A 24,214-nucleotide genomic window follows, 5' to 3' on the forward strand; every position below is an offset into this window, starting at 1 on the left:
TTTCCAAATGCGCGCACCCGGGGGGTGCGACGGCAAAGGATAACAAAGGTGTCGCCCTAGGCGGGCAGCACCCCGACTTTTTGCCACGCCGCCTGCACGGCGTGTTGCTCGCGCGATGCAATGCCGAAAAGGCGTGCCGCGGTTTCGCTCGTTACATGTGCCGCATCGACGAAGGTCGCCTTCGGCTTCAAGCGCGGGACGCTGTCGTACCAGATGCGCCCGGCATGCTCCCACGCGCGGCCGCCCAGCGCGGTAGCCGCAAGGTAGAACGCGCGATTGGGGATACCGGAATTGGCGTGCACGTCGCCACCGGGCACGAAGCCGCGCATGTCGCCGGCCTGGTCGTCGCCGCCGTACGTCAGCCGGTCGTCGCCCGGCTGTTTCAACGAGCGCACGGCGCGGCCGATCTCGGGCGCGAAGACGCCTTCGCCGACCAGCCAGTCGGCCTGCTTCACGTCCTGCTTGCGGTGCCACTGCTTCACCAACGAGGCGAAGACGTCGGAGATCGATTCGTTCAGCGCGCCCGCCTCGCCCGCGAGGTCCAATTTGCCCTTGCGCTTGACGATGCCCAGGCCGCCGCGCACGGCGTGCTGCGTGACCGCATGCGTGAGCTCGTGCGCCACGATGTCCAGGCAGTGCGTGAAGCCGCGCACGCGCACGCCGTCGCCATCGCCGAACAGCATCTGCTTGCCGGTCCACATCGCGTTGGCGAAGCCTTCGCCCCAGTGCACGCTGGCGCTGACGTCCATGCCGGCGCCATCGAGCGAGTCGCGGCCGAACACTTTGGCGTAGAAGTCCAGCGTGATGCCGACGTTCTCGTAGGCCTGGTTGGCGGCGGCATCGCCCACGGCGCGCGCGCCCTCGGGCCGCACGAGTGTGCCGGGCAAGGCTTCGGTTCCGGCCGCGTCGAAGACGAAGCGCTCGCGCTTGCCATTGGCCGCTGCCGCGCGCAGGTCGACGGTGTGCGCATGGCGCTCGCTGCGCAGGCGCTCGGTGGCGGCGTGGTGGTGGCCCAGGCCCACGTGCTCGAGGGCTCGCCTGGGCAGCGCGCAGCAGACGCAGCGCAGGCGCGCGCTCACCAGCGCGCGGGCAGCTTCTTGCGCAGCGTGATGCGCTTGACGCCCAGCTCGATGTAGCCGCCCTTCTCCAGGTCCTTGAGCAGGCGGCTGACCATCTCGCGCGAGGCGCCGACGCGGCTGGCGATCTGCTGGTGCGTGATCTGCGTGAGCGTGATGGGGTTCTCGGCCGAGGCGGAGCCCTGGTGGCTTTCGAGCGTGGCGACCACGCGGCCGTACACGTCGAGCAGCGCCATGTTGCGCGCCGTCTCCGTCGCCGCGCGCGCGCGGCGGATCACCTGCGACACCAGCTCCAGGGCGAACTCCGGTTCGTCGGCCAGGTGGTCGCGCAGCGCGTTGCGGCTGACCACCGAGCACACGCTGGGTTCCAGCGTCATCACCGAGGCCGAGCGCGGGCCGCCATCGAGCCACATCTCGGCGAAGTAGTCGCCGGCGTCGACGATGTTGTAGGTGATCTCCTTGCCGTCGGCGTCGGTCGAGTAGACCTTGACGCGCCCTTCCAGCAGGACGAACAGCGAATCGCCGATCTCGCCCTCGTTGATGATGACGCTGTTCTTGCGGTAGGTGCGGAACGTGCCGCGCAGCGCCAGCGCGCGCAGGCTCGGGCTCAGTGCGGCGACCAGCTTCTCGTGGGCGGCCGGCGGGCTCGGCAAGACCATTGGTGACTCCCCTAACGGGGGTCACTCTAGCATGACGGATGAGCTCAGTGAACGGCTTGGTGCGGGAATGCGGGGGCCACCGGTGGCAGCACCGCCACACGTCGTACGATCTCCCGCACGCCGCTGGCGCGGGTCTTGGCGCAGATGCTGCGCACGTGGCTGCGGATGGTTGACACCGCCACGTTCATGCGCAGCGCGGCTTGCGGCGCCGACAGGCCCTCGCACAGCACGGCCAGCACCTGTTCCTCCGTCGGCGTCAGGCCGTGGCGGCGCGCAAAGAAGCCGAGCATCAGCGCGTCGCAGACGGTGCGGCGCGAGAACAGGATGGCGCAGCGCGCGGGATCGCCGGGCACGGGCTTGATCGGCACCACCGCGACGGGCAGCGGCGCGCCTTCCATCGATTCGAGGTGCACGAGCGAGCGCTTGCCGTGCGCGGAGCGGGCCAGTGCCGATTGCAGCTCGCGGTCGCTTTCGGCACGGCAGGCCTGCACGAAGCCGCCGTCCCACAGGCCGATGGCGCCGCCGCGCACCAGCTCGTGGCGCGCCACCTGGTTGGCATGCAGCAGCCGCGCGTCGAAAGTGGTGAGGAGCACGCCGTGCGCCAGTTCGTCGACCAGCGCGGCCAGGCCCGATTCAGGCCCGGCCGCGCCTGCGACAGCGGCTACGCCCCCCTGCTCCCCCTTCTCTGCAACCAGTTCCATGTGCGCTCCCATGTGTAATGGGCCCGAGCATAGGAACGGAGGGCGCGCCGCCGGTATGAAAACGGGCCGCGCTTTCGTGTGAGAAATTAACTTGGCGCAGCCAGCAGCTCGCGCGTCGCCGCAACGATCTCGGGGCGGAAGCCGAGCTGCACGTGCGCGATGCCGGGCACCAGCCGGTTGTCGGCGCCCGGCAACGTGGCGGTGGACACGGGGAACACGATGTTGTCGCAGTTGGAATACCAGCACGTGAAGGGCGCGGCGACGCCGGCTTGCGCGAGCTGTTCGACCCACGGGCCATCCAGCCGCATCTGCCGCCCGTTGCCCGTGTGGCTGAAGTGCCCGAGCCATGTGCCGTGGTGCGGCGTGCCGATGGTGACGACGTGGTGCACGCGGCCGGCATCCCCCGCGCCACGCAGCCATGCGCGTGCCGCGAGGCCGCCCATGCTGTGGCACACCAGGACGGGTGCGAGCCCGGTCGCGGCGCGCACGCGCTCGATGGCTTCGTCGACGATGGGCCGGTAGGCGTCGATCGAGCCGAACACGGGCTCGAGGTTCACGGCCGCGAACGGGATGCCCGCGGCGCGGAACTGCGCCATCCACGGGTTCCAGAAGCCGCGGTTGCAAACGAAGCCGTGGATGAAGACCACGCCGCGCTTGCCACGCGCGGTCTCTTCGAGGAAGTCGGGTTCGGCGCGCCAGCGAAAGGGTTGGCGCCAGAAGAAAACACGTGGCGTGGTGCAGGTCTCGCCCCACCAGGCGCGCACGGCATCGCCCCAGGACGGCCGCGGCGCCGGGTCGCGCGCGCCGACGGTCTTCAGCAGGACGAATTCGGCTGCCAGGAAGAACGAATAGGAGAAGACGATCGCCAGCGCACCCAGCACGGCCCACGCCGGCGATGCGGGCCAGCGCCACGCAAACCACGCGAGCGCGACCGCGAGGAGGCCGACCGCGATGACCTGCTGCAGCCGGGCCAGGGCCGAATGCGATGGCATCAGGCGAGTATCACATTGCCGCCGCCGAGGCGTTGCGCGAGTCCCTGCGCCAGCCGGTTCACGATGCCGTAGATCGACAGCTGCGGGTTGGCGCCGATGCTGGTCGGGAACAGCGAGCCGTCGTGTACCGAGAGGTTGTCGAGCTGCCAATGCACGCCGTCGGGTCGCACGACGCCCAGGCGCTCCTCACCGGCCAGGCCGCAGCCGCCCATCACGTGCGCGCTGACCACCTTGGCGAGCAAGGGTTTCATCGGCAATTGCGCGATCGCTTCGCGCGCCTCGCGCCAGGAGTTGTACGGCCGCGCCAGTTCGTGCACAGGCACCACTTCGCGGGCGCCGGCGGCGAACTGGATCTCGGCCATCGCCAGCAGGGCGCGGCGCCCGCCTTCCATGACGTAGTCGTTCAGCGGGTAGTCGAGCAGGGCCGAGCCGTCGCTGCGCAGGCTGACACTGCCGCCGGGCGACTCGGGATGGAAGCCGTCGCGCAGCAGCGCCAGTTGCACGTGCGTGTTCGCGAAGCCGCGCATCAGCCGGGCATGCTGCTCGCCGTAGCCGGTCACGGTCGACGCGAAGATGACCGGGTGCAGCGGCGGCGCCTCGAGCTTGAAGCCCATGGGGCCATCGATCGCCTGCGTATGCAGGAAATGGTCGCTGTAGATCGATTGCGGCGCGCCCTGCCAGCCCTCGACCTTCTGTTCCATCGTCGCGGCCGACAGGACGACCGGGTGCAGGAACGTGCGCTTGCCCAGGCGCCCGAACGGGTCCGGCGCCTCCGACCGCAGCAGGACGGCCGGCGAGTTGATCGCGCCGGCGGCCAGCACGTAGTGGCGCGCCGAGATTTCCACGGCGGGCGCGTGGCGCGGACGGCCGTTGGCGCCGACGGCGGCGCAGCGCAGCGCGCGCACGCGGCCGCCCGCGATGTCGAAGCGCTCGGCGCGCGTTTCCACCAGCAGCATCGCGCCGCGGTTCAATGCCGCGGGGATGGTGGTGACCAGCATCGATTGCTTGGCGTTGGTCGGGCAGCCCAGGCCGCAGGAGCCGAGGTTCCAGCAGCCCTTGACGTTGCGCGCGATGGCCGCCGCGGGAATGCCGAGCTTCGCGGCGCCGCGCCGCAGGAGGTCGTTGTTCTCGTTGGGCGGCGGCAGCCACGGGGCGATGTTCAGCCGCCGCTCGGCCTGCGTGAAGAAGGGCGCGAGCGAATCGTTGTCGTAAGTGGTCAGCGCAAAGTGCTTGCGCCAGTGCTCCAGCGTCTCCACCGGCGTGCGGAAGGAGCTGGTCCAGTTCACCGTCGTGGAGCCGCCCACGCAGCGCCCTTGCAGGATGTTGATTGCCTTGTCGGCGGTCTTGCGTGCCGCGCTTTCCTGGTACAGCGAGGGATAGGCCTCGGACTCGCGCTGGTGGAAGTCGGTGCTGCTGCGCAGCGGCCCTTCCTCGACGATCACGACCTTCAGGCCGGCGTTCGCCAGGAGTTCCGCCGTGATGCCCGCGCCCGCGCCGGAGCCGACGATGGCGACGTCGCATTCGATGCGCGCCGGCGGGTCGCCGTACGGGCCGCCGCGCACGTGCCAGCCGCGCGCGAGGCCTTCCCGGATCGGATCGGGGATCTGGCTCATGGCGTTCCTACAGGGCGATGGGGCCGGGGTATGCGAGCGCCGCCCAGGTCGCGGGCTCGGAGAAGTAGGCAGCGCCCACGATGTCGTGCAGCGCGTGGTAGGCCTGCCGCCGCAACGCCAGTTGCGACAGGCGCATGCCCTGCAGCGCCTGCTGGATCTCGGTGACGCTGGCCTCGGGCCAATCCGGGGCCAGGCCCGCGAACGTGCGCCGGCCGGGTGCGCTGGCGAGCAAGGCGAGCAGCTGCGAGAGCTCTGCCTGCGCGTGGGGCGGCAGGTTCCCCACCAGGGCGTCGATGCGATCGAGCAGCGCGGATGCAGGCGGCGGGTCCTGGGCGAGGGTCCCGTCGAGCAAGCCTCGCGCTGCGCCCGCGAACACGCGCCGCGAGCTCGCCGACAGCTTGCCGTCCTCCAGGCCGGGGGCAGAGAGCAACGCCACTGCGCCGCCACCGGCGGCCAGCACCAGGGCCGATGCCGCGCCCAGCCCGAGCCATGTCCTTCTTCGCATGCGGGCACTATCGCATGGGCCCGCGCTTCGTCACTAGAGGCGCAAGCCTAGATAGACTGTGCAGCCCATGGAGGCCGCCCAGACCATCCGCAATGCCGTCGCCCGCGTGGGGGAGTTGCGCGAGGCGCAAGCCGCCCGGCCCGGCCTGCGGGAAGCGGTGATCGGTATCAAGGCCTTGCAGGCGCGGCGCTTCTCGGGCACGTACGAGGACATCATGGCCCGCGGCCCCTACAGCGCGGCGGCGACCTTCTTCCTCGAGGAGCTGTACAGCGAGCGCGACTTTGCCGAGCGCGACGCGCAGTTCGCGCGCATCGCCGGAGCGATCGAACGCTTCTTCCCGTCGCAGGTGGCGCAGACGGCGGTCAACCTGGCGTCCCTTCATGCGCTCACCGAGGCGCTGGACCACGGCATGGGCGTGGCCTGGCTGGGGCTCGACGCGTCGTTGCCGGAAGCCGCTCGTTACATCGCGGCCTGGCGCGAAGTGGGCAAGCGGCCGGAGCGCGAGGCGCAGTTGTCCGACGTGCTCGCCATCGGCCGCGAGATGGCGCGGCTCACGCGCACGCCCGGGCTGCGCACGATGTTGCGCATGATGCGCGGCCCCGCCCATGCCGCGGGGCTGGCATCGCTTCAGGGTTTTCTCGAAGCGGGCTTCGACACTTTCGCCTCCATGGCGCGGGGCGACGGCGCCCGCACGTTCCTGGGCATCATCGAGGAGCGCGAATCGCGCCTGATCGCCGACCTGTTCGACGCGCCGGCTGTCGCCTGCGAGACGCAGCTCGCGCGCACCTTAGGACAAGCACCCTAACCGAGCGGGCCGCCCACCCGGAGAATCGCGCGGCAAGGAGAGTCCCGAGACATGCAAAAGCCCTGGCTGGCCAGCTACCCGGCGGAAGTCCCGCACGCGATCGATCCCTCGCAGTACCGTTCGCTCACCCAGTTGCTCGAAGAGTCGTTCCGCAAGAACGCCTCGCGGCCTTTCTCCGTCTGCATGGAGCGGTGGATGTCCTACGGCCAGCTCGACGGGCTGTCGGCCGCGCTGGGCGCCTGGCTGCAGGCGCAGGGGCTCGAACCCGGCGCGCGCGTCGCGATCATGCTGCCCAACGTGCCGCAGTTCGCCGTCGCAATGGCCGCAATCCTCCGCGCGGGCTACACCTGCGTCAACGTCAATCCGCTGTACACGCCGCGCGAGCTCGAGCACCAGCTCAAGGACTCCGGCGCCACGGCGATCGTCATCCTGGAAAACTTCGCGAAGACGCTGTCCGAGGTGATCGAACGCACGCCGGTCAAGCACGTGGTGCTGGCGTCGATGGGCGACCTGCTGGGTTTCGTCTACGGCACCTGGATCACATTCGCCGTGCGCCACCTCGCGAAGATGGTCCCGCCCTTCCGCATCCCGCTGGGCGACGGCCGCAAGGTCACGGCTTTCAACCGCGCGGTCGCCGAAGGCACGTCGATGTCGCTCAAGCCCACCGAGCAGACGCTCGATTCGGTCGCCTTCCTGCAATACACGGGCGGCACGACCGGCCTGTCGAAGGGCGCGGTGCTGACGCACGGCAACATCGTCGCGGCGATCCTGCAGGCCGAGGCCTGGTTCACGCCAGCCGTGAAACGCATCGGCGACCCGACCAAGACCAACGCCATCGCGGCACTGCCGCTGTACCACATCTTCGCGCTGACGATCTGCCTGCTGTCGATCCGCTGGGGTTCGTGGATGACGCTGATCCCGAACCCGCGCGACTTCGGTCGCTTCGTCGACGTGCTCAAGCGCCGCCCGTTCAACGTGTTCCCGGCGGTGAACACGCTGTTCAACGCGCTGATGCAGCACCCGCAGTTCCGCAGCCTGGATTTTTCGCAGCTGTACCTGACGCAGGCCGGCGGCATGGCGGCGTCGGAAGGGACGGCCAAGCAGTGGCACAAGCTCACCGGCTGCCCGATGGTGGAAGGCTGGGGCATGAGCGAGACCTGCGCCATCGGCACCAACAACATCGTCACCAGCAGCGAGTTCACGGGCACCATCGGCCTGCCGCTGCCCAGCATCGACATCGCCATCAAGGACGACGACGGCAATGACGTCGCGCTGGGGCAGTCCGGCGAGATCTGCATCCGCGGCCCGAACGTGATGCGCGGCTACTACAACCAGGCTGCGGAGAACGCGAAGGCCTTCACCGCCGACGGCTTCCTGCGCACGGGCGACATCGGCGTCATGAACGAGCGCGGCTACACCAAGATCGTCGACCGCAAGAAGGACATGATCCTGGTGAGCGGCTTCAACGTGTTCCCGAACGAACTCGAGAATGTGATCTCGCTGTGCCCGGGCGTGGTCGAGTGCGCCGCCATCGGCGTGGCCGACGAGAAGCAGGGTGAAGCCATCAAGGTCTTCGTGGTGAAGAACGACCCCATCCTCACGGAAGAGGATGTCATGAAATACTGCCGGCAGAACTTCACGGGATACAAGGTGCCCAAGTACATCGAGTTTCGCGACGACCTGCCCAAGACCAACGTCGGCAAGATCCTGAGGCGGGAGCTGCGCACTGCGCGATGACCGCTGCGGCAGTCCTTCCCGCCGGCGTCGCCGTCCTCGAGCGCGGCTGGCTGTCGTCGAACAACGTGGTGTTCACCACGGGCGTGACCGCCGTCGTGGACACCGGCTACGTGGCTCATGCGGCGCAGACGCTGGCGCTCGTGCGCAACCTGCTCGGCGCGGCGCCGCTGCAATTGATCGTCAGCACGCACCTGCACAGCGACCATTGCGGCGGCAACGCCACGCTGAAGGCCGCATATCCGTCGGCTCGCACACTGATCCCGCCGGGACACGCCGATGCCGTGGCGCGCTGGGACGAGTCCGTGCTGACGTACACCGCCACGGGGCAGTCTTGCGACCGTTTCGGGTTTGATGCGCTGCTGCGGCCCGGCCAAGACATCCGGTTAGGCGAGTCGGCTTGGCAGGTCCATGCGGCGCCGGGCCACGACCCGCACTCTGTCATCCTGTTCGAGCCGGCGTCGCGAACGCTCATTTCCGCGGACGCGCTGTGGGAGAACGGTTTTGGCGTCGTGTTTCCCGAGCTCGATGGCGAAGAGGGCTTTGCGGAGGTCGGCGCGACGCTCGATCTCATCGAATCGCTCGCGCCGCGCACCGTGATCCCCGGCCATGGCACGCCGTTCGGCGGTGCCCAGGTGGCAGCTTCGCTGGCCCGCGCGCGCAGCCGGTTGGCAGGGCAGGTCGCTCACCCGGAGCGTCACGCGGCCCATGCGATGAAGGTGCTGATCAAGTTCAAGCTGCTGGAGTGGCAGTCGATCGCTTGGAGCGACCTCCTCGGCTGGGCGCGCTCCATGCCTTACATGGCCAGGGTGCATCGCCGGTTTGCGTCTTCAATTGCCTTCGAGGAATGGCTGCAGATGCTCACCGCAGAGCTCGAGCGGGCCAGCGCAGCGCGGCGCGAAGGCGCGATGCTCTATAACATCTGAGGGATTCCGAACAACGGAGGTTGCCGATGCGTCCGGTCACCACGGTGCGTTTGATGGCGCTGTCGCTCGCGACGGCGGCGATGTTCGGGCTTTGCGCATTTGCCGCGACTCCTGATGCGCGCGCAGGCATCGCCTGGCAGTTGGCCTCGACGGATGCGGATGTGGACCGCGCCTTTGCGCTGGCGCGGCAGCAAGGCAAGCCGCTCTTCTTCTACTGGGGCGCGGTGTGGTGCCCGCCGTGCAACCAGGTCAAGGCCACGCTGTTTTCGCGCGCGGACTTCATCGAGCGGTCTCGCACGCTCGTGCCCGTCTACGTCGACGGCGACAAGCCCGGCGCGCAGAAAGTCGCGGCGCGTTTCAACGTCACGGGTTACCCCACGATGGTGTTGTTCCGCCCCGATGGCACGGAGGTCACGCGGCTGCCGGGTGAAGTGGATCCCGAACGGTACCTGTTGACCCTGACCGCGGGGCTGGAGGCGGACGCGTCGGTCAAGCAGCTGGTGGCGCAGGCACTCGCGCGCCGGCCCCTCACGGAGCAGCAATGGCGTTTGCTCGCTTTCTACTCTTGGGAGACGGACCAGCAGCAGGTGTTCAAGTCGACGGAGCTCGGTGCGCGTCTTTCCGAGTTGTCTGCGCTCGCACCGGCGGGCACCCTTCGTGACCGGCTGGCGCTGAAGGCAGCGGCGGCACGGGCACAGCAGGAAACGCCCGCGTCCGCTGACGCAGTGCGCGCGGCCGATCGCGCGCTGGTGGACCGGTTGCTCGCCGACGCGCCTTCCGTGATCGAGCAGCGTGACTTGCTGGTCCTGTTTGCCGATTCCTTGGTGAAGTACCTGGCGCCGAGTCCCGATGGGCGCGCGCAACTGGCGACCGCATGGGATGCCGCACTGGCGAAGATGCTGGCGGTGACCGCGCTCTCGCGGATCGATGCGCTCGATGCGCTGGATGCGCGCGTGGACCTGTGGAAGTCCATGGACCGGTCGGAACAGCTGGCGCCGGCGCGACGCGACGTGGTTCGGTCGGAGGCGCTGCGCCTCGTGGCGCAGTCGACCGACCGCTACGAACGGCAGGCCGTCGTGCCCTCCGCCGCGCATGTCCTGGCTTCGGCAGGATTGCTGGCAGAGTCGGACGCCCTTCTGCGTGCGGAGTTGCCGCGGGCAGTCTCTCCGTACTACCACATGCTCGGGCTCGCCTCGAACGCAAAAAAGCGTGGCGACAAGGCGGAAGCGCTGCGCTGGTACGAGCTGGCCTGGCGGAAATCGGAAGGCCCGGCCACGCGGCTGCAATGGGGAGCGGGCTACCTGCGCGAACTCACGGCGCTGGCGCCGGCCGAGGTCGCGAGGATTTCCTCGGCATCCGCTTCCGTCATCGGCGAGCTCGAGCCGAAGGCCGAGACGTTCTTCGAGCGCAACCAGCGGTCGCTTCAGAAGATGGCAGGCTACCTGCTGAAATGGGAGGGCGCCGACACGTCGCGCGCGAAAGTCGTTGCGCGTGTGAAGCAGCAACTCCTGGCCAAGTGCGCGCGCCTGCCGAAAGGCGACACGGGACGCGCGAACTGCGAGAGTGTCTTCGCAGCCGCACTGAAAAACGAATCGTAGAAAAGACAAAGGCCCGACTGCTTCCAGTCGGGCCTTGTCAAAGACAAACGCCGCCCAGAGGGCGGCGTTTGCGGGCTGTAATAGCCTGACGATGTCCTACTTTCACACGGGAATCCGCACTATCATCGGCGCAGAGGCGTTTCACTGTCCTGTTCGGGATGGGAAGGAGTGGGACCACCTCGCTATGGTCATCAGGCTTAACTTGTCGCCTCACCAGCCAGCGGCTGGCAAGACCAATTCATAGAGCTTCGAATCAGCTGTCTTGATTGCGTTCAACCCTTGGCATAACGCCTTGATCTGTCCGATCAAAGTTATAGGGTCAAGCCGCACGAGCAATTAGTACTGGTTAGCTGAACGCATTACTGCGCTTCCACACCCAGCCTATCAACGTCCTGGTCTTGAACGACTCTTCAGGGGGCTCGAGGCCCCGGCAGATCTCATCTTGAAACGAGTTTCCCGCTTAGATGCTTTCAGCGGTTATCTCTTCCGCACTTAGCTACCCTGCAATGCCACTGGCGTGACAACAGGTACACCAGAGGTGCGTCCACTCCGGTCCTCTCGTACTAGGAGCAGGCTTCCTCAAATCTGCAGCGCCCACGGAAGATAGGGACCAAACTGTCTCACGACGTTTTAAACCCAGCTCACGTACCTCTTTAAATGGCGAACAGCCATACCCTTGGGACCGGCTACAGCCCCAGGATGAGATGAGCCGACATCGAGGTGCCAAACACCGCCGTCGATATGAACTCTTGGGCGGTATCAGCCTGTTATCCCCAGAGTACCTTTTATCCGTTGAGCGATGGCCCTTCCATACAGAACCACCGGATCACTATGTCCTGCTTTCGCATCTGCTCGACTTGTCAGTCTCGCAGTTAAGCACGCTTATGCCATTGCACTATCGCCACGATGTCCGACCGTAGCTAGCGTACCTTCGAACTCCTCCGTTACGCTTTGGGAGGAGACCGCCCCAGTCAAACTGCCTACCATGCACTGTCCCCGACCCGGATAACGGGCCTAGGTTAGAACCTCAAACGCACCAGGGTGGTATTTCAACGTTGGCTCCACCAGATCTAGCGACCCGGCTTCAAAGCCTCCCACCTATCCTACACAGATCCGTTCAAAGTCCAATACAAAGCTACAGTAAAGGTTCATGGGGTCTTTCCGTCTTTCCGCGGGGAGATTGCATCATCACAAACATTTCAACTTCGCTGAGTCTCGGGAGGAGACAGTGTGGCCATCGTTACGCCATTCGTGCAGGTCGGAACTTACCCGACAAGGAATTTCGCTACCTTAGGACCGTTATAGTTACGGCCGCCGTTTACTGGGACTTCGATCAAGAGCTTGCACCCCATCACTTAATCTTCCAGCACCGGGCAGGCGTCACACCCTATACGTCCACTTTCGTGTTTGCAGAGTGCTGTGTTTTTATTAAACAGTCGCAGCCACCGATTTTTTGCAACCTCATTGGGCTCCATCCGCGAGGGACTTCACCTACTAAAGGCACACCTTCTTCCGAAGTTACGGTGTCAATTTGCCGAGTTCCTTCTCCCGAGTTCTCTCAAGCGCCTTAGAATACTCATCTCGCGCACCAGTGTCGGTTTGCGGTACGGTCGTTGCAAGCTGGAGCTTAGTGGCTTTTCCTGGAAGCAGGGTATCACTCACTTCAGGTGCAAGCACCTTCGTTATCACCTCTCACCTAAGCCCGGCGGATTTACCTACCAGGCACGGCTACGGGCTTGAACAGACACATCCAACAGTCTGCCGAGTTAACCTTCTTCGTCCCCACATCGCACTTGCAATCGGTACGGGAATATTGACCCGTTTCCCATCAGCTACGCATCTCTGCCTCGCCTTAGGGGCCGACTCACTCTACGCCGATGAACGTTGCGTAGAAAACCTTGCGCTTACGGCGAGCGGGCTTTTCACCCGCTTTAACGCTACTCATGTCAGCATTCGCACTTCCGATACCTCCAGCATCCTTCACAAGACACCTTCACAGGCTTACGGAACGCTCTCCTACCACTTGCACTTGCGTGCAAATCCGCAGCTTCGGTAACTGGCTTAGCCCCGTTACATCTTCCGCGCAGGACGACTCGATCAGTGAGCTATTACGCTTTCTTTAAATGATGGCTGCTTCTAAGCCAACATCCTGACTGTTTTAGCCTTCCCACTTCGTTTCCCACTTAGCCAATTTTAGGGACCTTAGCTGGCGGTCTGGGTTGTTTCCCTCTTGAGTCCGGACGTTAGCACCCGGTGCTCTGTCTCCCAAGCTCTACTCTTCGGTATTCGGAGTTTGCATAGGTTTGGTAAGTCGCCATGACCCCCTAGCCTAAACAGTGCTCTACCCCCGAAGGTAATACTTGAGGCACTACCTAAATAGTTTTCGGAGAGAACCAGCTATTTCCAAGTTTGTTTAGCCTTTCACCCCTATCCACAGCTCATCCGCTAGTTTTGCAACACTAGTCGGTTCGGACCTCCAGTACCTGTTACGGCACCTTCATCCTGGCCATGGATAGATCACTTGGTTTCGGGTCTACACCCAGCGACTGATCGCCCTGTTCGGACTCGGTTTCCCTGCGGCTACCCTATTCGGTTAACCTTGCCACTGAATGTAAGTCGCTGACCCATTATACAAAAGGTACGCCGTCACCCTTGCGGGCTCCGACTTTTTGTAAGCATGCGGTTTCAGGATCTATTTCACTCCCCTCCCGGGGTTCTTTTCGCCTTTCCCTCACGGTACTTGTTCACTATCGGTCGATTACGAGTATTTAGCCTTGGAGGATGGTCCCCCCATCTTCAGACAGGATTTCACGTGTCCCGCCCTACTTGTCGCTAGCTCAGTACCACACAGATCTTTTCGCGTACGGGACTATCACCCTCTTTGGTGCACCTTTCCAGGAGCTTTCGCTAAGTTCTGCGCTATCACTAGCAGGCTGGTCCGATTTCGCTCGCCACTACTTTCGGAATCTCGGTTGATGTCTTTTCCTCGAGCTACTGAGATGTTTCAGTTCACCCGGTTCGCCTCTTCAGCCTATGAATTCAGCTGAAGATACCTTTCGGTGGGTTTCCCCATTCGGAAATCCCCGGATCAAAGCTTATTTGCCAGCTCCCCGGGGCTTATCGCAGGCTATCACGTCCTTCATCGCCTGTAATCGCCAAGGCATCCACCACATGCTCTTAGTCACTTGACCCTATAACTTTGATCCCTCTCACGAGGATTCATCGTTCATCAAGGACCTGCGAGGTCTTTCACCTCGCGCGTTATGCCGTCTTCAGAAATCGATTTGACTCGAAATTGAAGTTCAGTTGACGCAATCAAAAATGTTGATAACGGCACGGTCCGCCATGAAGCGGTTTCCGTTATCAACGCTGATTCGACTCTATGAATTGTTAAAGAACAGCCGATTGAAGCCGCAGATGCGGCATCAACAACCAAGAAGCCTCTTGCGAAGCCGCTTGGGTGTTGAGTGGTGTTTGGTGGAGGATGACGGGATCGAACCGACGACCCCCTGCTTGCAAAGCAGGTGCTCTCCCAGCTGAGCTAATCCCCCGTGTTCCTGGATGGGATGGTGGGTCTGGGTGGTCTCGAACCACCGACCCCCGCCTTATCAAGACGGTGCTCTAACCAACTGAGCTACAGACCCAGGCCGGTCGCAACGAGCAAAACGTCGCTGGCGACATCTTCCAACAACCGATAAGTGTGGACGTTTGAGATTGATTGCGGTTTCCAGAAAGGAGGTGATCCAGCCGCACCTTCCGATACGGCTACCTTGTTACGACTTCACCCCAGTCACGAACCCTGCCGTGGTAATCGCCCTCCTTGCGGTTAGGCTAACTACTTCTGGCAGAACCCGCTCCCATGGTGTGACGGGCGGTGTGTACAAGACCCGGGAACGTATTCACCGTGACATTCTGATCCACGATTACTAGCGATTCCGACTTCACGCAGTCGAGTTGCAGACTGCGATCCGGACTACGACCGGTTTTATGGGATTGGCTCCCCCTCGCGGGTTGGCAGCCCTTTGTACCGGCCATTGTATGACGTGTGTAGCCCCACCTATAAGGGCCATGAGGACTTGACGTCATCCCCACCTTCCTCCGGTTTGTCACCGGCAGTCTCATTAGAGTGCCCAACTGAATGTAGCAACTAATGACAAGGGTTGCGCTCGTTGCGGGACTTAACCCAACATCTCACGACACGAGCTGACGACAGCCATGCAGCACCTGTGTTACAGCTCCCTTTCGGGCACCCCTCCATCTCTGGAGGGTTCTGTACATGTCAAAGGTGGGTAAGGTTTTTCGCGTTGCATCGAATTAAACCACATCATCCACCGCTTGTGCGGGTCCCCGTCAATTCCTTTGAGTTTCAACCTTGCGGCCGTACTCCCCAGGCGGTCAACTTCACGCGTTAGCTTCGTTACTGATCCAGTGAAGGACCAACAACCAGTTGACATCGTTTAGGGCGTGGACTACCAGGGTATCTAATCCTGTTTGCTCCCCACGCTTTCGTGCATGAGCGTCAGTGCAGGCCCAGGGGATTGCCTTCGCCATCGGTGTTCCTCCGCATATCTACGCATTTCACTGCTACACGCGGAATTCCATCCCCCTCTGCCGCACTCCAGCGATGCAGTCACAAATGCAGTTCCCAGGTTGAGCCCGGGGATTTCACATCTGTCTTACATCACCGCCTGCGCACGCTTTACGCCCAGTAATTCCGATTAACGCTCGCACCCTACGTATTACCGCGGCTGCTGGCACGTAGTTAGCCGGTGCTTATTCTTACGGTACCGTCATTAGCGCCCTGTATTAGAGAGCGCCGTTTCGTTCCGTACAAAAGCAGTTTACAACCCGAGGGCCTTCATCCTGCACGCGGAATGGCTGGATCAGGCTTGCGCCCATTGTCCAAAATTCCCCACTGCTGCCTCCCGTAGGAGTCTGGGCCGTGTCTCAGTCCCAGTGTGGCTGGTCGTCCTCTCAGACCAGCTACAGATCGTCGGCTTGGTGAGCCTTTACCTCACCAACAACCTAATCTGCCATCGGCCGCTCCAATCGCGCGAGGTCTTGCGATCCCCCGCTTTCATCCGTAGATCGTATGCGGTATTAGCTACGCTTTCGCGTAGTTATCCCCCACGACTGGGCACGTTCCGATGTATTACTCACCCGTTCGCCACTCGCCACCAGGGTTGCCCCCGTGCTGCCGTTCGACTTGCATGTGTAAAGCATTCCGCCAGCGTTCAATCTGAGCCAGGATCAAACTCTACAGTTCGATCTTGAATGTTTGCTCATAGGAATCGACAAGGTGCTTTGATTGCTCAAAGCGTCTTGTCTATCTGTTTGAGCGTTTGAAAGGTCTTGCGACCTTGGTTCCGAAGAACCTGGCAATCGCCTTCAAACGCCCACGCTTATCGGCTGTATGTTTTTAAGGATCCTGCAGGGCGTTCGGCGTTGCGCTTCCCGTTTCCCGCTTGCTTCCGCTGCGATCAGCGAAGCCTTGTATTCTCGCAGATTTTTTTAAGGCCTGTCAACCTTGTGGGTTTTTCTGCCCCACCTGCTGACCTCGTTTCGCTGCGGTTCCCTGTGGGACGCCGCCGCTTGCCGTTGTCAGCGAAGCCTTGAATTCTATACCAGTTTTTGACTGCCGGTCCAGATTCACGCCTCGTTTCATCTGCCCGTCCGGCTCGCGCATTGCGCTGGCCGTTTTGAGCAGAGCCCGCGACTATAGCACGGAAAAATCGGTGCTCTTCAGCCCAGCGGCTCAGGCCGCCAAAGGCAGCGAGCGGGCCCTGCGACCGGTCAACGCGAACAGGGCGTTGGCCACGGCGGGGGCCAGCGGCGGCACACCCGGTTCGCCGACGCCGGCCGGTGGCCGCTGGCTCGGCACGAGCCACGTTTCCACCCTTGGCGCGTGAGCCAGACGGACCAGCGGGTAGTCGGTGAAGTTGCGCTGTCGCACGGCCCCTTCATGGATGTCGATGCGCCCGTGCAGCGCCGCGGAAAGGGCGAACACCACCGAGCTTTCCATCTGCTGGGCCACGATGTTGGGATTGACGACGATGCCGCAATCGACGGCGCACACGACACGGTGAACGCGCGGCGTACCCCCTTCCAGCGAGACCTCGGCGACCTGCGCGACAACCGTGCCGAAGGACTCGTGCAGCGCCACGCCGCGCGCGCGGCCGGCGGGAAGCGGCGTGCCCCAGCCGGCTTTCTCTGCGGCCAGGTTGAGCACGGCCAGGTGCCTCGCCGCATGGCCCAGCAGTTGCCGTCGGAAGTCCAGGGGATCGCGGCGCGCCTGCGCCGCCAATTCGTCGATGAAGGACTCGGTGATGAATGCGTTGTGGGAGTGTCCGACCGAGCGCCAGAAGCCCACGGGGATGCCGGCGCGCGTGGCCACGTGTTCCATGCGCTGGTTCGCGAAGGCGTAGGGCTGGTCGAACAAGCCCTCCGCCGTCGTCTTGTCGGGCACGTCGACCGGTCCCGCGAGCGCAGGCAGTGTCCGCGCGATCCAGCGCGGCGAGATCGCGTCGCCGGCCGACTTGATGTTCAGGCTCGTTGCCTGCCCCTTCGCATCGAGCGCGGCGCGCACGCGGGCGACCTGCATCGGGCGGTAGAAGTCGTGCGCCATGTCCTCCTCGCGCGACCACACCAGTTGCACCGGCGCGCCGCCGCAATCCAGCGCAACGCGCACCGCATAGGCCACATAGTCGACTTCGAGCCGGCGCCCGAAGCCGCCTCCCAACAAGGTCACGTGCACCGTCACGTCCGCTTCGCTCACGCCGGCCACGCGCGCCGCAGCTTCACGGCACAGCCCCGGCACTTGCGTGGGTGCCCAGACTTCCACCTTCCCGCCCGCAACGCGGGCGGTGCAATTCATCGGCTCCATCGTGGCGTGCGCCAGGTACGGCGCCGAGTACCACGACTCGACGACGCGGGCCGCCTGCCCTTCCGCCTGCGCGACGTCGCCAGCCGAGAAGAATGCGAACCCGGACGACCCGCGCACGGCTGCTTCCAGGTCCTGCGCGATGCGGGGGGAGTCCAGCGTGCCCGCCGGCCGCGGGTCCCAGCGCACGTCCACCGCCTGCGCCGCGCGCTGCGCATGCCAGTAGCTGCGGCCGACCACCGCAAAGCCCGCGCTCGACCCCGCATACGGCGGCAACATCACGATGCGTTCGACGCCGGGCATCCGCAGGGCGGCCGCCGCGTCGACGGCCGCCGGTGCGCCGCCGATCGTCGGTGCCAGGCGGATCGCGGCGAACTTCATGCCGGGCAACCGCACGTCCAGGCCGAATTGCGCCGAACCATCCACCTTCGCCGGCACGTCGAGCCGCGGCGCCGACCGCCCGATCACCTTCCATTGCTTCGGCTCTTTCAGGCGCACCGTCCCCGGCGGCGTGGCCGAGGCGTATTTCGCCATTTCGCCGTAGCTCGCCGACTTGCCCGAGGCGTGCGAGATCACGCCGTCGCGCACCACGAGCTCCTCGACGGGAAGGCGCCACTGCAGCGAGGCCGCGCCCAACAGCGACGCGCGCGCCGTCGCCGCAGCCTGGCGCACGACGTCCCAGGCGTCTGCGACGCTCGCGGAGCCGCCTGTCGCGTTGATCCCGAGTTCGCGCGCGACCTTGCCGACGATCCAGCGCGAGGCCCTGACCTTCGTGCGCGCGAAGCCGTCTTCGCTTTCCTCCTCGATCGGATGAAAAGGCAGGAACCCCAGGATGTTGGCGACGTTGCCGTAGATCTTCTCGGGCCCCGCCGGTTCGATGCGGATCACCGCCAGCGGCACGTCCAGTTCCTCGGCGGCGAGCATCGGCAGCGCTGTGTGCACGCCTTGCCCCATCTCGCTGCGCGGCATCGCCAGCACCACGCCCCCATCCGTCGCGATCTTGATCCAGCCATTGAGCGCGACATCGGTCTCGCCCGGTGCCATCGACGATGCGCCACCCAGACGCGAGCGCGCCGGCATCACGCCCCAGCCGACGAGCAGCACGCCGCCCGCGCCGGCCGCACCCAGGAGCCAGGTGCGTCGCTTCACGCCTTGATCCCCGCGGCCCGCTTGATCGCGACGCGCACGCGCTGGTAGGTGCCGCAGCGGCACAGGTTGGTGATCGCCTCGTCGATCTGCGCATCGGTCGGCTTCGGCGTCTTCTCGAGCAGCGCCGCGGCGGCCATCAGCATGCCGCTCTGGCAATAGCCGCATTGCGGCACCTGTTCGGCGATCCACGCGGCCTGCAGGGGGTGCGGCTTGCCCGGCGCGCCAAGCGCCTCGATCGTCTGGATCTTCTTGCCCGCGACGCTGGCGAGCGGCGTCGCGCAGGAGCGCACCGGCTGGCCTTCCACGCGCACGGTGCACGCGCCGCAGGCGGCCACACCGCAGCCGAACTTCGTGCCCGTCAGGCCCAGCAGGTCGCGCAGCGCCCACAGCAGCGGCATGTCGGGTTCGGCCTCGACCGCGTGCGGCCGACCGTTGATGTGCAAGTCCACTAGCCCTCCTCGTGCGCCGAGGCGCGAGCGGCCACTCTATCAGCGCGGCAGAGCACGGCATAGAGCAGCCGCTCCAGCCCGCAGCCGATAATCGCGCGCTCCATGGCCGTCATCACCCTGCTCGATGCGCAACTCGCCTATGGCGATGCGCCGCTGCTGGCCCACGCCGATTTCGCGCTGGAAGGCGGCGAGCGCGTCGGCCTGATCGGCCGCAATGGCGCGGGCAAGTCATCGCTGCTGAAAATCCTCGCCGGGCTGGAGCGCGTCGACGACGGCGTCCTGCAGCTGCAGCAAGGGCTTGCCGTCGCCTACGTCGCCCAGGAACCCGTGCTCGACCCCGCCAGCACGGTCTTCGACGCGGTGCGTGGCGCGCTGGCCGACCTGCTGGCGCTGATCGACGATTACACGCACGGCCGCGGCGACCACGACGAGCTGCAGCGCGGGATCGAGGCGCGCAGCGGCTGGACATGGGAGCAGCGCGTCAACGAGACGCTGCAGCGCCTGCACCTCGACGCCACGGCACGCATCGGCGACCTGTCCGGCGGGACGAAGAAGCGCGTCGCGCTCGCGCAGGCGCTGGTGCGCCGCCCCGACGTGCTGCTGCTGGACGAGCCGACCAACCACCTCGACGTCGATTCGATCGAGTGGCTCGAAGAGTTGCTGGTCGCCTTCCGCGGCAGCGTCGTGACGATCACGCACGACCGCACCTTCCTCGACCGCGTCGCGACGCGCATCGTCGAGCTGGACCGCGGCCAGCTGCGCTCCTACCCCGGCAACTTCTCGCGCTACCGCGAGCAGAAGGAATCCCAGCTCGCGCAGGAAGCGGTGGTCAACGCCAAGTCCGACAAGTTGCTGGCGCAGGAAGAAGTGTGGGTGCGCAAGGGCGTGGAGGCGCGGCGCACGCGGGCGCAAGGCCGCATCGCGCGCCTCGAGCGCCTGCGCGCCACGCGGGCAGCCAGGCGCGAGGCGCTGGGCAGCGTCAGGCTCGACGTCGCGACGGGGCTGCCCAGCGGCAAGATCGTGGCCGAGCTCGCCAACGTGACGAAATCCTTCGGCGCGAAGACGGTGGTGCGCAACTTCACGTCCACCATCCTGCGCGGCGACAAGGTCGGCCTGATCGGGCCCAACGGCGCCGGCAAGACGACGCTGCTGCGCCTGATGCTGGGCGAGCTGGCGCCCGATGCGGGCAAGATTCGCCAGGGCGCGAACCTGCAGGTGGCCTACTTCGACCAGATGCGCGAGGCGCTCGACCCCGACGCGACGCTGGAGGATTTCATCAGCCCCGGCAGCGAGTGGATCGAGATCGGCCGCCAGCGCAAGCACGTCAAGAGCTACCTCGGCGACTTCCTCTTCTCGCCATCGCGCTCGACGTCGCCGGTGCGCTCGCTGTCCGGTGGCGAGCGCAACCGCTTGCTGCTGGCACGCCTGTTCGCGCGCCCGGCCAACGTGCTGGTGATGGACGAGCCGACGAACGACCTGGACATCGACACGCTCGAACTGCTCGAGGACCTGCTGCAGGCCTACGACGGCACCGTCTTCCTGGTCAGCCACGACCGCAGCTTCCTGGACAACGTGGTCACCAGCACGATCGTCTTCGAAGGCGAAGGCCTGTGGCGCGAATACGAAGGCGGCGTCGAGGATTGGCTGACGCAATCGCGGCGCGCGCGGGCGCTGGCTCCCACGCCTGCGCCGCCGCCAACGCCGGCCAAGGCGCCGCCCGCGCGCGCTGCCGCCGCGAAGCGCAAGCTGAGCTACAAGGAACAGCGCGAGCTCGAAGCCCTCCCTGCGCTGATCGACACGCTCGAAGCCGAGCAGAAGGCGATCCACGAGCAGCTGGCGGACGGCAGCCTGTTCGCCAAGGATGCGCAGCAGGCTGCCGCGCTGTTGCAACGCAGCGCGCAGATCGAGGAAGAGCTGCTCGAAGCGCTGGAACGCTGGGAAAAGCTGGGCAGCACGCCGTCTTGAGGATTTGTCCGTCACGCGCAGGCGCGTACGGCTGACCTTGGCGACGCCCTCGCGCGCGCGCCCCAAGCTAGAGTGACCGCATGACTCTGGGCCACCTCGTGCGTCGCTTTCTCTTCGCTGTCGTGCTCGCGGCATGGGCCGTGGGCTGCGCGAGCCTGCCCGCGAACGTCGACCGCAAACCCTCGCAAGCGCTTGGCACCCCGGAGCAGACGGCGCTCGGCCAGTTCGTCGCGCAGCGGCGTGCGCAGGACCGCGGCCGCAGCGACTCGGGCTTCGTGCTGCTGGACACGATCGAGTTGGCCTACGAAAGCCGCCTCGCGCTCATCCGCAACGCGCAACGGACGCTGGACCTGCAGTACTACGCGATCCACGCCGACGGCAGCACCGAGACCCTGCTCGAAGCCTTGCGCGCAGCGGCGCAGCGCGGCGTGCGCGTGCGTGTGTTGCTGGACGACTTCAACACGGTGGGCAAGGACGCGCAGGTGCTCAACCTGGCCTTCGTGCCCAACGTGGAGATGCGCCTGTTCAACCCCTTGCCGGGTTCGCGCGAATCGCTTGTCACGCGGCTGGTCGGCTCGCTCCACGACAGCGCGCGCATCGCCAAGCGCATGCACAACAAGATGTTCATCGCGGACAACGCCATCGGCATCACCGGCGGCCGCAACCTCGGCGACGCGTATTTCGGCGTGGACGGCAAGAGCAACTTCGTCGACCTGGACGTGCTGGCCGCGGGCCGCGTCGTGCGCGACATGTCGGCGAGCTTCGACCATTTCTGGAACGACGACCTGGCATACCCGATGCAGACCCTCGTGTCGCCGGCCGACCTCGAGCGGCTGCGCAAGGGGCCCGATGGCAAGGACGCGCCCGACGGACCGTTGAAGGCCGCCGCGGCCGCCGAGCCGCCGAAGCAGAAGGGCAGCGTCATGCCGGACGTGGCGCCTGCAACGCCGGCGCGTGCCGACCCCCAATCCTTCGACCTGCGCAACCTGCGCTTCACCTGGGCGCCGTCCGCGCTGCTCATGGACAAGCCGGGCAAGATCGACCGCGACGACGATGAAGTGAATGCCGGCGACACCGTGGTCGACGGCCTGCTGGCCCTGATGGACGGCGCGAAGCAGGACATCCTGATCGTGTCGCCCTACTTCGTGCCCGGCAAGGCGATGGTCGAGCGCTTCCGCAAGATGAAGGAACGCGGCGTGCGCGTGCGCGTGCTGACGAACTCGCTCGCGTCGAACGACGCGCCCGCCGCCCACGTCGGCTACGCGCGTTACCGCAAGGACCTGCTGGCAGCCGGCGTCGAGCTGCACGAGATGCGCGCCGCCTTGGCCGGCGCGTCCGGCGGGACCGGCGGCGGCTCGGGCATCGGCTCGGCCGGCGGCGGCTCCAAGGGCAACACGTCGCGCGCCAGCCTGCACACCAAGGCCGTGATGATCGACGGGCGGCTGGCGGTGATCGGGTCGATGAACCTCGACCTGCGCTCGCAGACCAAGAACAGCGAGGCGGGACTGGTGATCCGCAGCGCGGCGCTGGCCGGCGCGGCCACGCAGGTGATCGATGCCATGATCCAGCGCGGCTCCTACCGCGTGGTGGCGCGCGCGGACGGCGGGCTGCTCTGGCAGGCTCCGCCCGGTGCCGACTACAAGGACTCGTTCACCGAACCGGAAGCCACCGCCAAGCAGCGGCTGCTCGCCGGCATCATCGCGCCCTTCGCGCCGGACGAGATGCTCTAGCGCATCGTCCGCACGACTTCGGCGTACTTCTTCCAGAACGCGGCGTCCTGCGTCGTCGCGAAGTTGATGCGCATCAGCGTGGACGGCTTGCGATCGGCGTGGAACAAGGCGCCGGGCGCGAGCAGGTAGCCCTCGTCGAGCATGCGCTGCGCCAACGCGTCGCTGTCCACGCCGGTATCGACCCAGCCGAACAGGCCCGCGGGTTCCGCCGCGAACGTGCAGCCCGCGGCGAGCGCGAGCTTCACGCTGCGGCTGCGCGCCGCGTCCAGCCGGGTGCGGATGCGCTCGGCGTGGCGGCGCAGCTGGCCCTGCTCGATGCACAGCGCCAGCGCCTTTTCCAGCAGCGCCGGCGTGGTCAGCGTGGCCAGCAGCTTGGTGTCGAGCAGCTGCTCGATCAGCGACGGGTGCGCGGCGAGGAAGCCCACCCGCCAGTTCGGCGCGAGGATCTTGGCAAAGCCGCTGACGTGGATCGTGCGCTGCAGGCCGTCGAGCGCGCACAGGCGCGTCGCATGTTCCGGCGCGATGTGGCTGTACGTGTCGTCCTCGACGATGTGGAAGTCGTGCGCGTTCGCCAGTTGCAGCACGCGGTGCGCGCTGCCGGGCGTGAGGCAGTAGCCCGTGGGGTTGTGGAAGACGCTCACGCTCACGTACAGCTTGGGCTGGTGCACCTCGCAGTAGCGCGCCATCACCTCCAGGTCGGGCCCGTCGGGCCGCCGCGGCACCGGCAGCAGCCGCATGCCCAGCGCGTGCAGCCGCGCGAACTCCACGGCCCAGCCGGGCTCTTCCACCATCACATGGTCGCCCGCGCGCAGCAGCGTGCGGCTCACGATGTCGAGCGCGTGCGTGGCGCCGACCGTCGTGATGATGTTTTCCGGCGCGGCATGGATGTTCAGCGCGGTGAGCTTTTGCGACAGCACGCGCCTCAAGCCACTGTCGCCCTTCGGCTCGCCGTACTGCAGCGAGAACTCCTGCAACGTGCACGTGTGCGTCACCTTGCGCACCGCCGCCGGCATGAAGGTCGACTCGAGCCACTCCGACGGGAACACGCCCATGCCCGGCTGCGGCTTGTGGCTGATCTTGTGGAACATGCCGCGGATCAGCGCTGTCGCGTCGATCGGCGCGTACGGCCGCGTGGACGCGAAGCCGGCGGCGGCGGTGAGCGCGCCGACGTCGGGCTTCGCGGGCGCGGGCGTCTCCGACCGGCTCTCGCGGACGAAGAAGCCGCGGTTCTTGCGCGCCTCCACCAGGCCCTGCGCCAGCAGCTGGTCGTATGCGGCCACCACCGTCGACGGGCTCACGCCCTGCTGCTGCGCGCATTGGCGGACGGAGGGGAGCCGCGCGCCCGGCGCCAGCAAGCGGTCCCGGATGCGCTGCGCGAAGCGCGCCGACAGCTGCTCGGTGAGCGATTGCGACGAGGCCTTCATCAGCATGG

At 65.8% G+C, this 24,214-nt stretch carries 15 protein-coding genes, 2 tRNA genes and 3 rRNA genes; 6 read left to right on the plus strand and 14 right to left on the minus strand.

What is annotated here, in order from left to right; all coding sequences use genetic code 11:
• Window positions 1-56: 56 nt before the first annotated feature.
• The 6 genes from WG903_RS01840 to WG903_RS01865 form a co-directional block, all read right to left on the minus strand.
• Window positions 57-1,079 carry a M4 family metallopeptidase gene (locus WG903_RS01840; RefSeq protein WP_340072487.1) on the minus strand — a complete coding sequence of 341 codons (1,023 nt, stop codon included), beginning with the start codon at window positions 1,077-1,079 and terminating at the stop codon, window positions 57-59.
• On the minus strand, window positions 1,076-1,735 hold the full coding sequence (locus WG903_RS01845; RefSeq protein ID WP_340072488.1) for a Crp/Fnr family transcriptional regulator: 660 nt from the start codon (window positions 1,733-1,735) through the stop codon (window positions 1,076-1,078). Before WG903_RS01845 ends, WG903_RS01840 begins: the two co-directional genes overlap by 4 nt.
• A 44-nt stretch (window positions 1,736-1,779) precedes the next feature.
• Window positions 1,780-2,436 carry a helix-turn-helix transcriptional regulator gene (locus WG903_RS01850; RefSeq protein ID WP_340072489.1) on the minus strand — a complete coding sequence of 219 codons (657 nt, stop codon included), beginning with the start codon at window positions 2,434-2,436 and terminating at the stop codon, window positions 1,780-1,782.
• Between the two features lie 86 nt (window positions 2,437-2,522).
• Window positions 2,523-3,428 (minus strand): esterase/lipase family protein, encoded by a 906-nt coding sequence (locus tag WG903_RS01855; RefSeq protein WP_340072490.1) that lies wholly within the window; start codon window positions 3,426-3,428, stop codon window positions 2,523-2,525.
• Window positions 3,428-5,041, minus strand: coding sequence for a GMC family oxidoreductase (locus WG903_RS01860; RefSeq protein ID WP_340072491.1), 1,614 nt, complete (start codon window positions 5,039-5,041; stop codon window positions 3,428-3,430). The genes WG903_RS01855 and WG903_RS01860 overlap by 1 nt, the downstream gene beginning before the upstream one ends.
• Before the next feature lie 7 nt (window positions 5,042-5,048).
• A complete protein-coding gene (locus tag WG903_RS01865) occupies window positions 5,049-5,546 on the minus strand; it encodes a hypothetical protein (protein ID WP_340072492.1) in 498 nt (165 codons plus the stop codon).
• 67 nt (window positions 5,547-5,613) lie between these two features.
• On the opposite strand from WG903_RS01865, the gene WG903_RS01870 reads away from it, so the two are divergent.
• The 4 genes from WG903_RS01870 to WG903_RS01885 are packed head-to-tail and all read left to right on the plus strand — an operon-like array spanning window position 5,614 to window position 10,609.
• Window positions 5,614-6,351, plus strand: coding sequence for an FFLEELY motif protein (locus tag WG903_RS01870; RefSeq protein WP_340072493.1), 738 nt, complete (start codon window positions 5,614-5,616; stop codon window positions 6,349-6,351).
• Between the two features lie 51 nt (window positions 6,352-6,402).
• Window positions 6,403-8,088 (plus strand): AMP-binding protein, encoded by a 1,686-nt coding sequence (locus WG903_RS01875; protein ID WP_340072494.1) that lies wholly within the window; start codon window positions 6,403-6,405, stop codon window positions 8,086-8,088.
• Window positions 8,085-9,011, plus strand: a complete 927-nt coding sequence (locus WG903_RS01880; RefSeq protein ID WP_340072495.1) for an MBL fold metallo-hydrolase — start codon at window positions 8,085-8,087, stop codon at window positions 9,009-9,011. The genes WG903_RS01875 and WG903_RS01880 overlap by 4 nt, the downstream gene beginning before the upstream one ends.
• A gap of 26 nt (window positions 9,012-9,037) precedes the next feature.
• On the plus strand, window positions 9,038-10,609 hold the full coding sequence (locus WG903_RS01885) for a thioredoxin family protein (RefSeq protein WP_340072496.1): 1,572 nt from the start codon (window positions 9,038-9,040) through the stop codon (window positions 10,607-10,609).
• 83 nt (window positions 10,610-10,692) lie between these two features.
• Here the strand turns inward: WG903_RS01885 and rrf are convergent.
• The 7 genes from rrf to WG903_RS01920 form a co-directional block, all read right to left on the minus strand.
• Window positions 10,693-10,805 (minus strand): 5S ribosomal RNA (rrf, locus tag WG903_RS01890).
• 119 nt (window positions 10,806-10,924) lie between these two features.
• Window positions 10,925-13,800, minus strand: a 23S ribosomal RNA gene (locus WG903_RS01895).
• Between the two features lie 284 nt (window positions 13,801-14,084).
• A tRNA-Ala gene (locus WG903_RS01900) sits at window positions 14,085-14,160 on the minus strand.
• 16 nt (window positions 14,161-14,176) lie between these two features.
• Window positions 14,177-14,253: transfer RNA gene (locus tag WG903_RS01905), tRNA-Ile, on the minus strand.
• Between the two features lie 87 nt (window positions 14,254-14,340).
• Window positions 14,341-15,875 (minus strand): 16S ribosomal RNA (locus WG903_RS01910).
• Together the 16S, 23S and 5S rRNA genes with 2 tRNA genes alongside form the textbook arrangement of a ribosomal RNA operon.
• Before the next feature lie 489 nt (window positions 15,876-16,364).
• Window positions 16,365-18,638: a xanthine dehydrogenase family protein molybdopterin-binding subunit gene (locus WG903_RS01915; protein ID WP_340072497.1), complete on the minus strand. Its 2,274-nt coding sequence runs from the start codon at window positions 18,636-18,638 to the stop codon at window positions 16,365-16,367.
• Window positions 18,635-19,087, minus strand: a complete 453-nt coding sequence (locus WG903_RS01920; protein ID WP_340072498.1) for a (2Fe-2S)-binding protein — start codon at window positions 19,085-19,087, stop codon at window positions 18,635-18,637. Before WG903_RS01920 ends, WG903_RS01915 begins: the two co-directional genes overlap by 4 nt.
• A 102-nt stretch (window positions 19,088-19,189) precedes the next feature.
• On the opposite strand from WG903_RS01920, the gene WG903_RS01925 reads away from it, so the two are divergent.
• Both WG903_RS01925 and WG903_RS01930 read left to right on the plus strand, forming a co-directional pair.
• On the plus strand, window positions 19,190-21,052 hold the full coding sequence (locus WG903_RS01925; protein ID WP_340072499.1) for an ATP-binding cassette domain-containing protein: 1,863 nt from the start codon (window positions 19,190-19,192) through the stop codon (window positions 21,050-21,052).
• Between the two features lie 80 nt (window positions 21,053-21,132).
• Complete coding sequence (locus tag WG903_RS01930) at window positions 21,133-22,782, plus strand: phospholipase D family protein (protein WP_340072500.1); 1,650 nt, start codon at window positions 21,133-21,135, stop codon at window positions 22,780-22,782.
• Here WG903_RS01930 and WG903_RS01935 read toward each other — a convergent pair.
• Window positions 22,779-24,212, minus strand: coding sequence for an aminotransferase-like domain-containing protein (locus WG903_RS01935; RefSeq protein WP_340072501.1), 1,434 nt, complete (start codon window positions 24,210-24,212; stop codon window positions 22,779-22,781). The genes WG903_RS01930 and WG903_RS01935 overlap by 4 nt on opposite strands.
• Window positions 24,213-24,214: the final 2 nt, after the last annotated feature.

This window comes from Ramlibacter sp. PS4R-6, assembly GCF_037572775.1.
Taxonomy (GTDB): Bacteria; Pseudomonadota; Gammaproteobacteria; order Burkholderiales; family Burkholderiaceae_C; genus Ramlibacter.

What these genes read in the sequence shown, in the direction of transcription:
- WG903_RS01860 (WP_340072491.1), bottom strand. Translation starts at nt 5,041, where the DNA reads ATGAGCCAGATCCCCGATCCGATCCGGGAAGGCCTCGCGCGCGGCTGG.
- WG903_RS01925 (WP_340072499.1), top strand. Translation starts at nt 19,190, where the DNA reads ATGGCCGTCATCACCCTGCTCGATGCGCAACTCGCCTATGGCGATGCG.
- WG903_RS01880 (WP_340072495.1), top strand. Translation starts at nt 8,085, where the DNA reads ATGACCGCTGCGGCAGTCCTTCCCGCCGGCGTCGCCGTCCTCGAGCGC.
- WG903_RS01855 (WP_340072490.1), bottom strand. Translation starts at nt 3,428, where the DNA reads ATGCCATCGCATTCGGCCCTGGCCCGGCTGCAGCAGGTCATCGCGGTC.
- WG903_RS01865 (WP_340072492.1), bottom strand. Translation starts at nt 5,546, where the DNA reads ATGCGAAGAAGGACATGGCTCGGGCTGGGCGCGGCATCGGCCCTGGTG.
- WG903_RS01870 (WP_340072493.1), top strand. Translation starts at nt 5,614, where the DNA reads ATGGAGGCCGCCCAGACCATCCGCAATGCCGTCGCCCGCGTGGGGGAG.
- WG903_RS01845 (WP_340072488.1), bottom strand. Translation starts at nt 1,735, where the DNA reads ATGGTCTTGCCGAGCCCGCCGGCCGCCCACGAGAAGCTGGTCGCCGCA.
- WG903_RS01850 (WP_340072489.1), bottom strand. Translation starts at nt 2,436, where the DNA reads ATGGAACTGGTTGCAGAGAAGGGGGAGCAGGGGGGCGTAGCCGCTGTC.
- WG903_RS01885 (WP_340072496.1), top strand. Translation starts at nt 9,038, where the DNA reads ATGCGTCCGGTCACCACGGTGCGTTTGATGGCGCTGTCGCTCGCGACG.
- WG903_RS01930 (WP_340072500.1), top strand. Translation starts at nt 21,133, where the DNA reads ATGACTCTGGGCCACCTCGTGCGTCGCTTTCTCTTCGCTGTCGTGCTC.
- WG903_RS01875 (WP_340072494.1), top strand. Translation starts at nt 6,403, where the DNA reads ATGCAAAAGCCCTGGCTGGCCAGCTACCCGGCGGAAGTCCCGCACGCG.
- WG903_RS01935 (WP_340072501.1), bottom strand. Translation starts at nt 24,212, where the DNA reads ATGCTGATGAAGGCCTCGTCGCAATCGCTCACCGAGCAGCTGTCGGCG.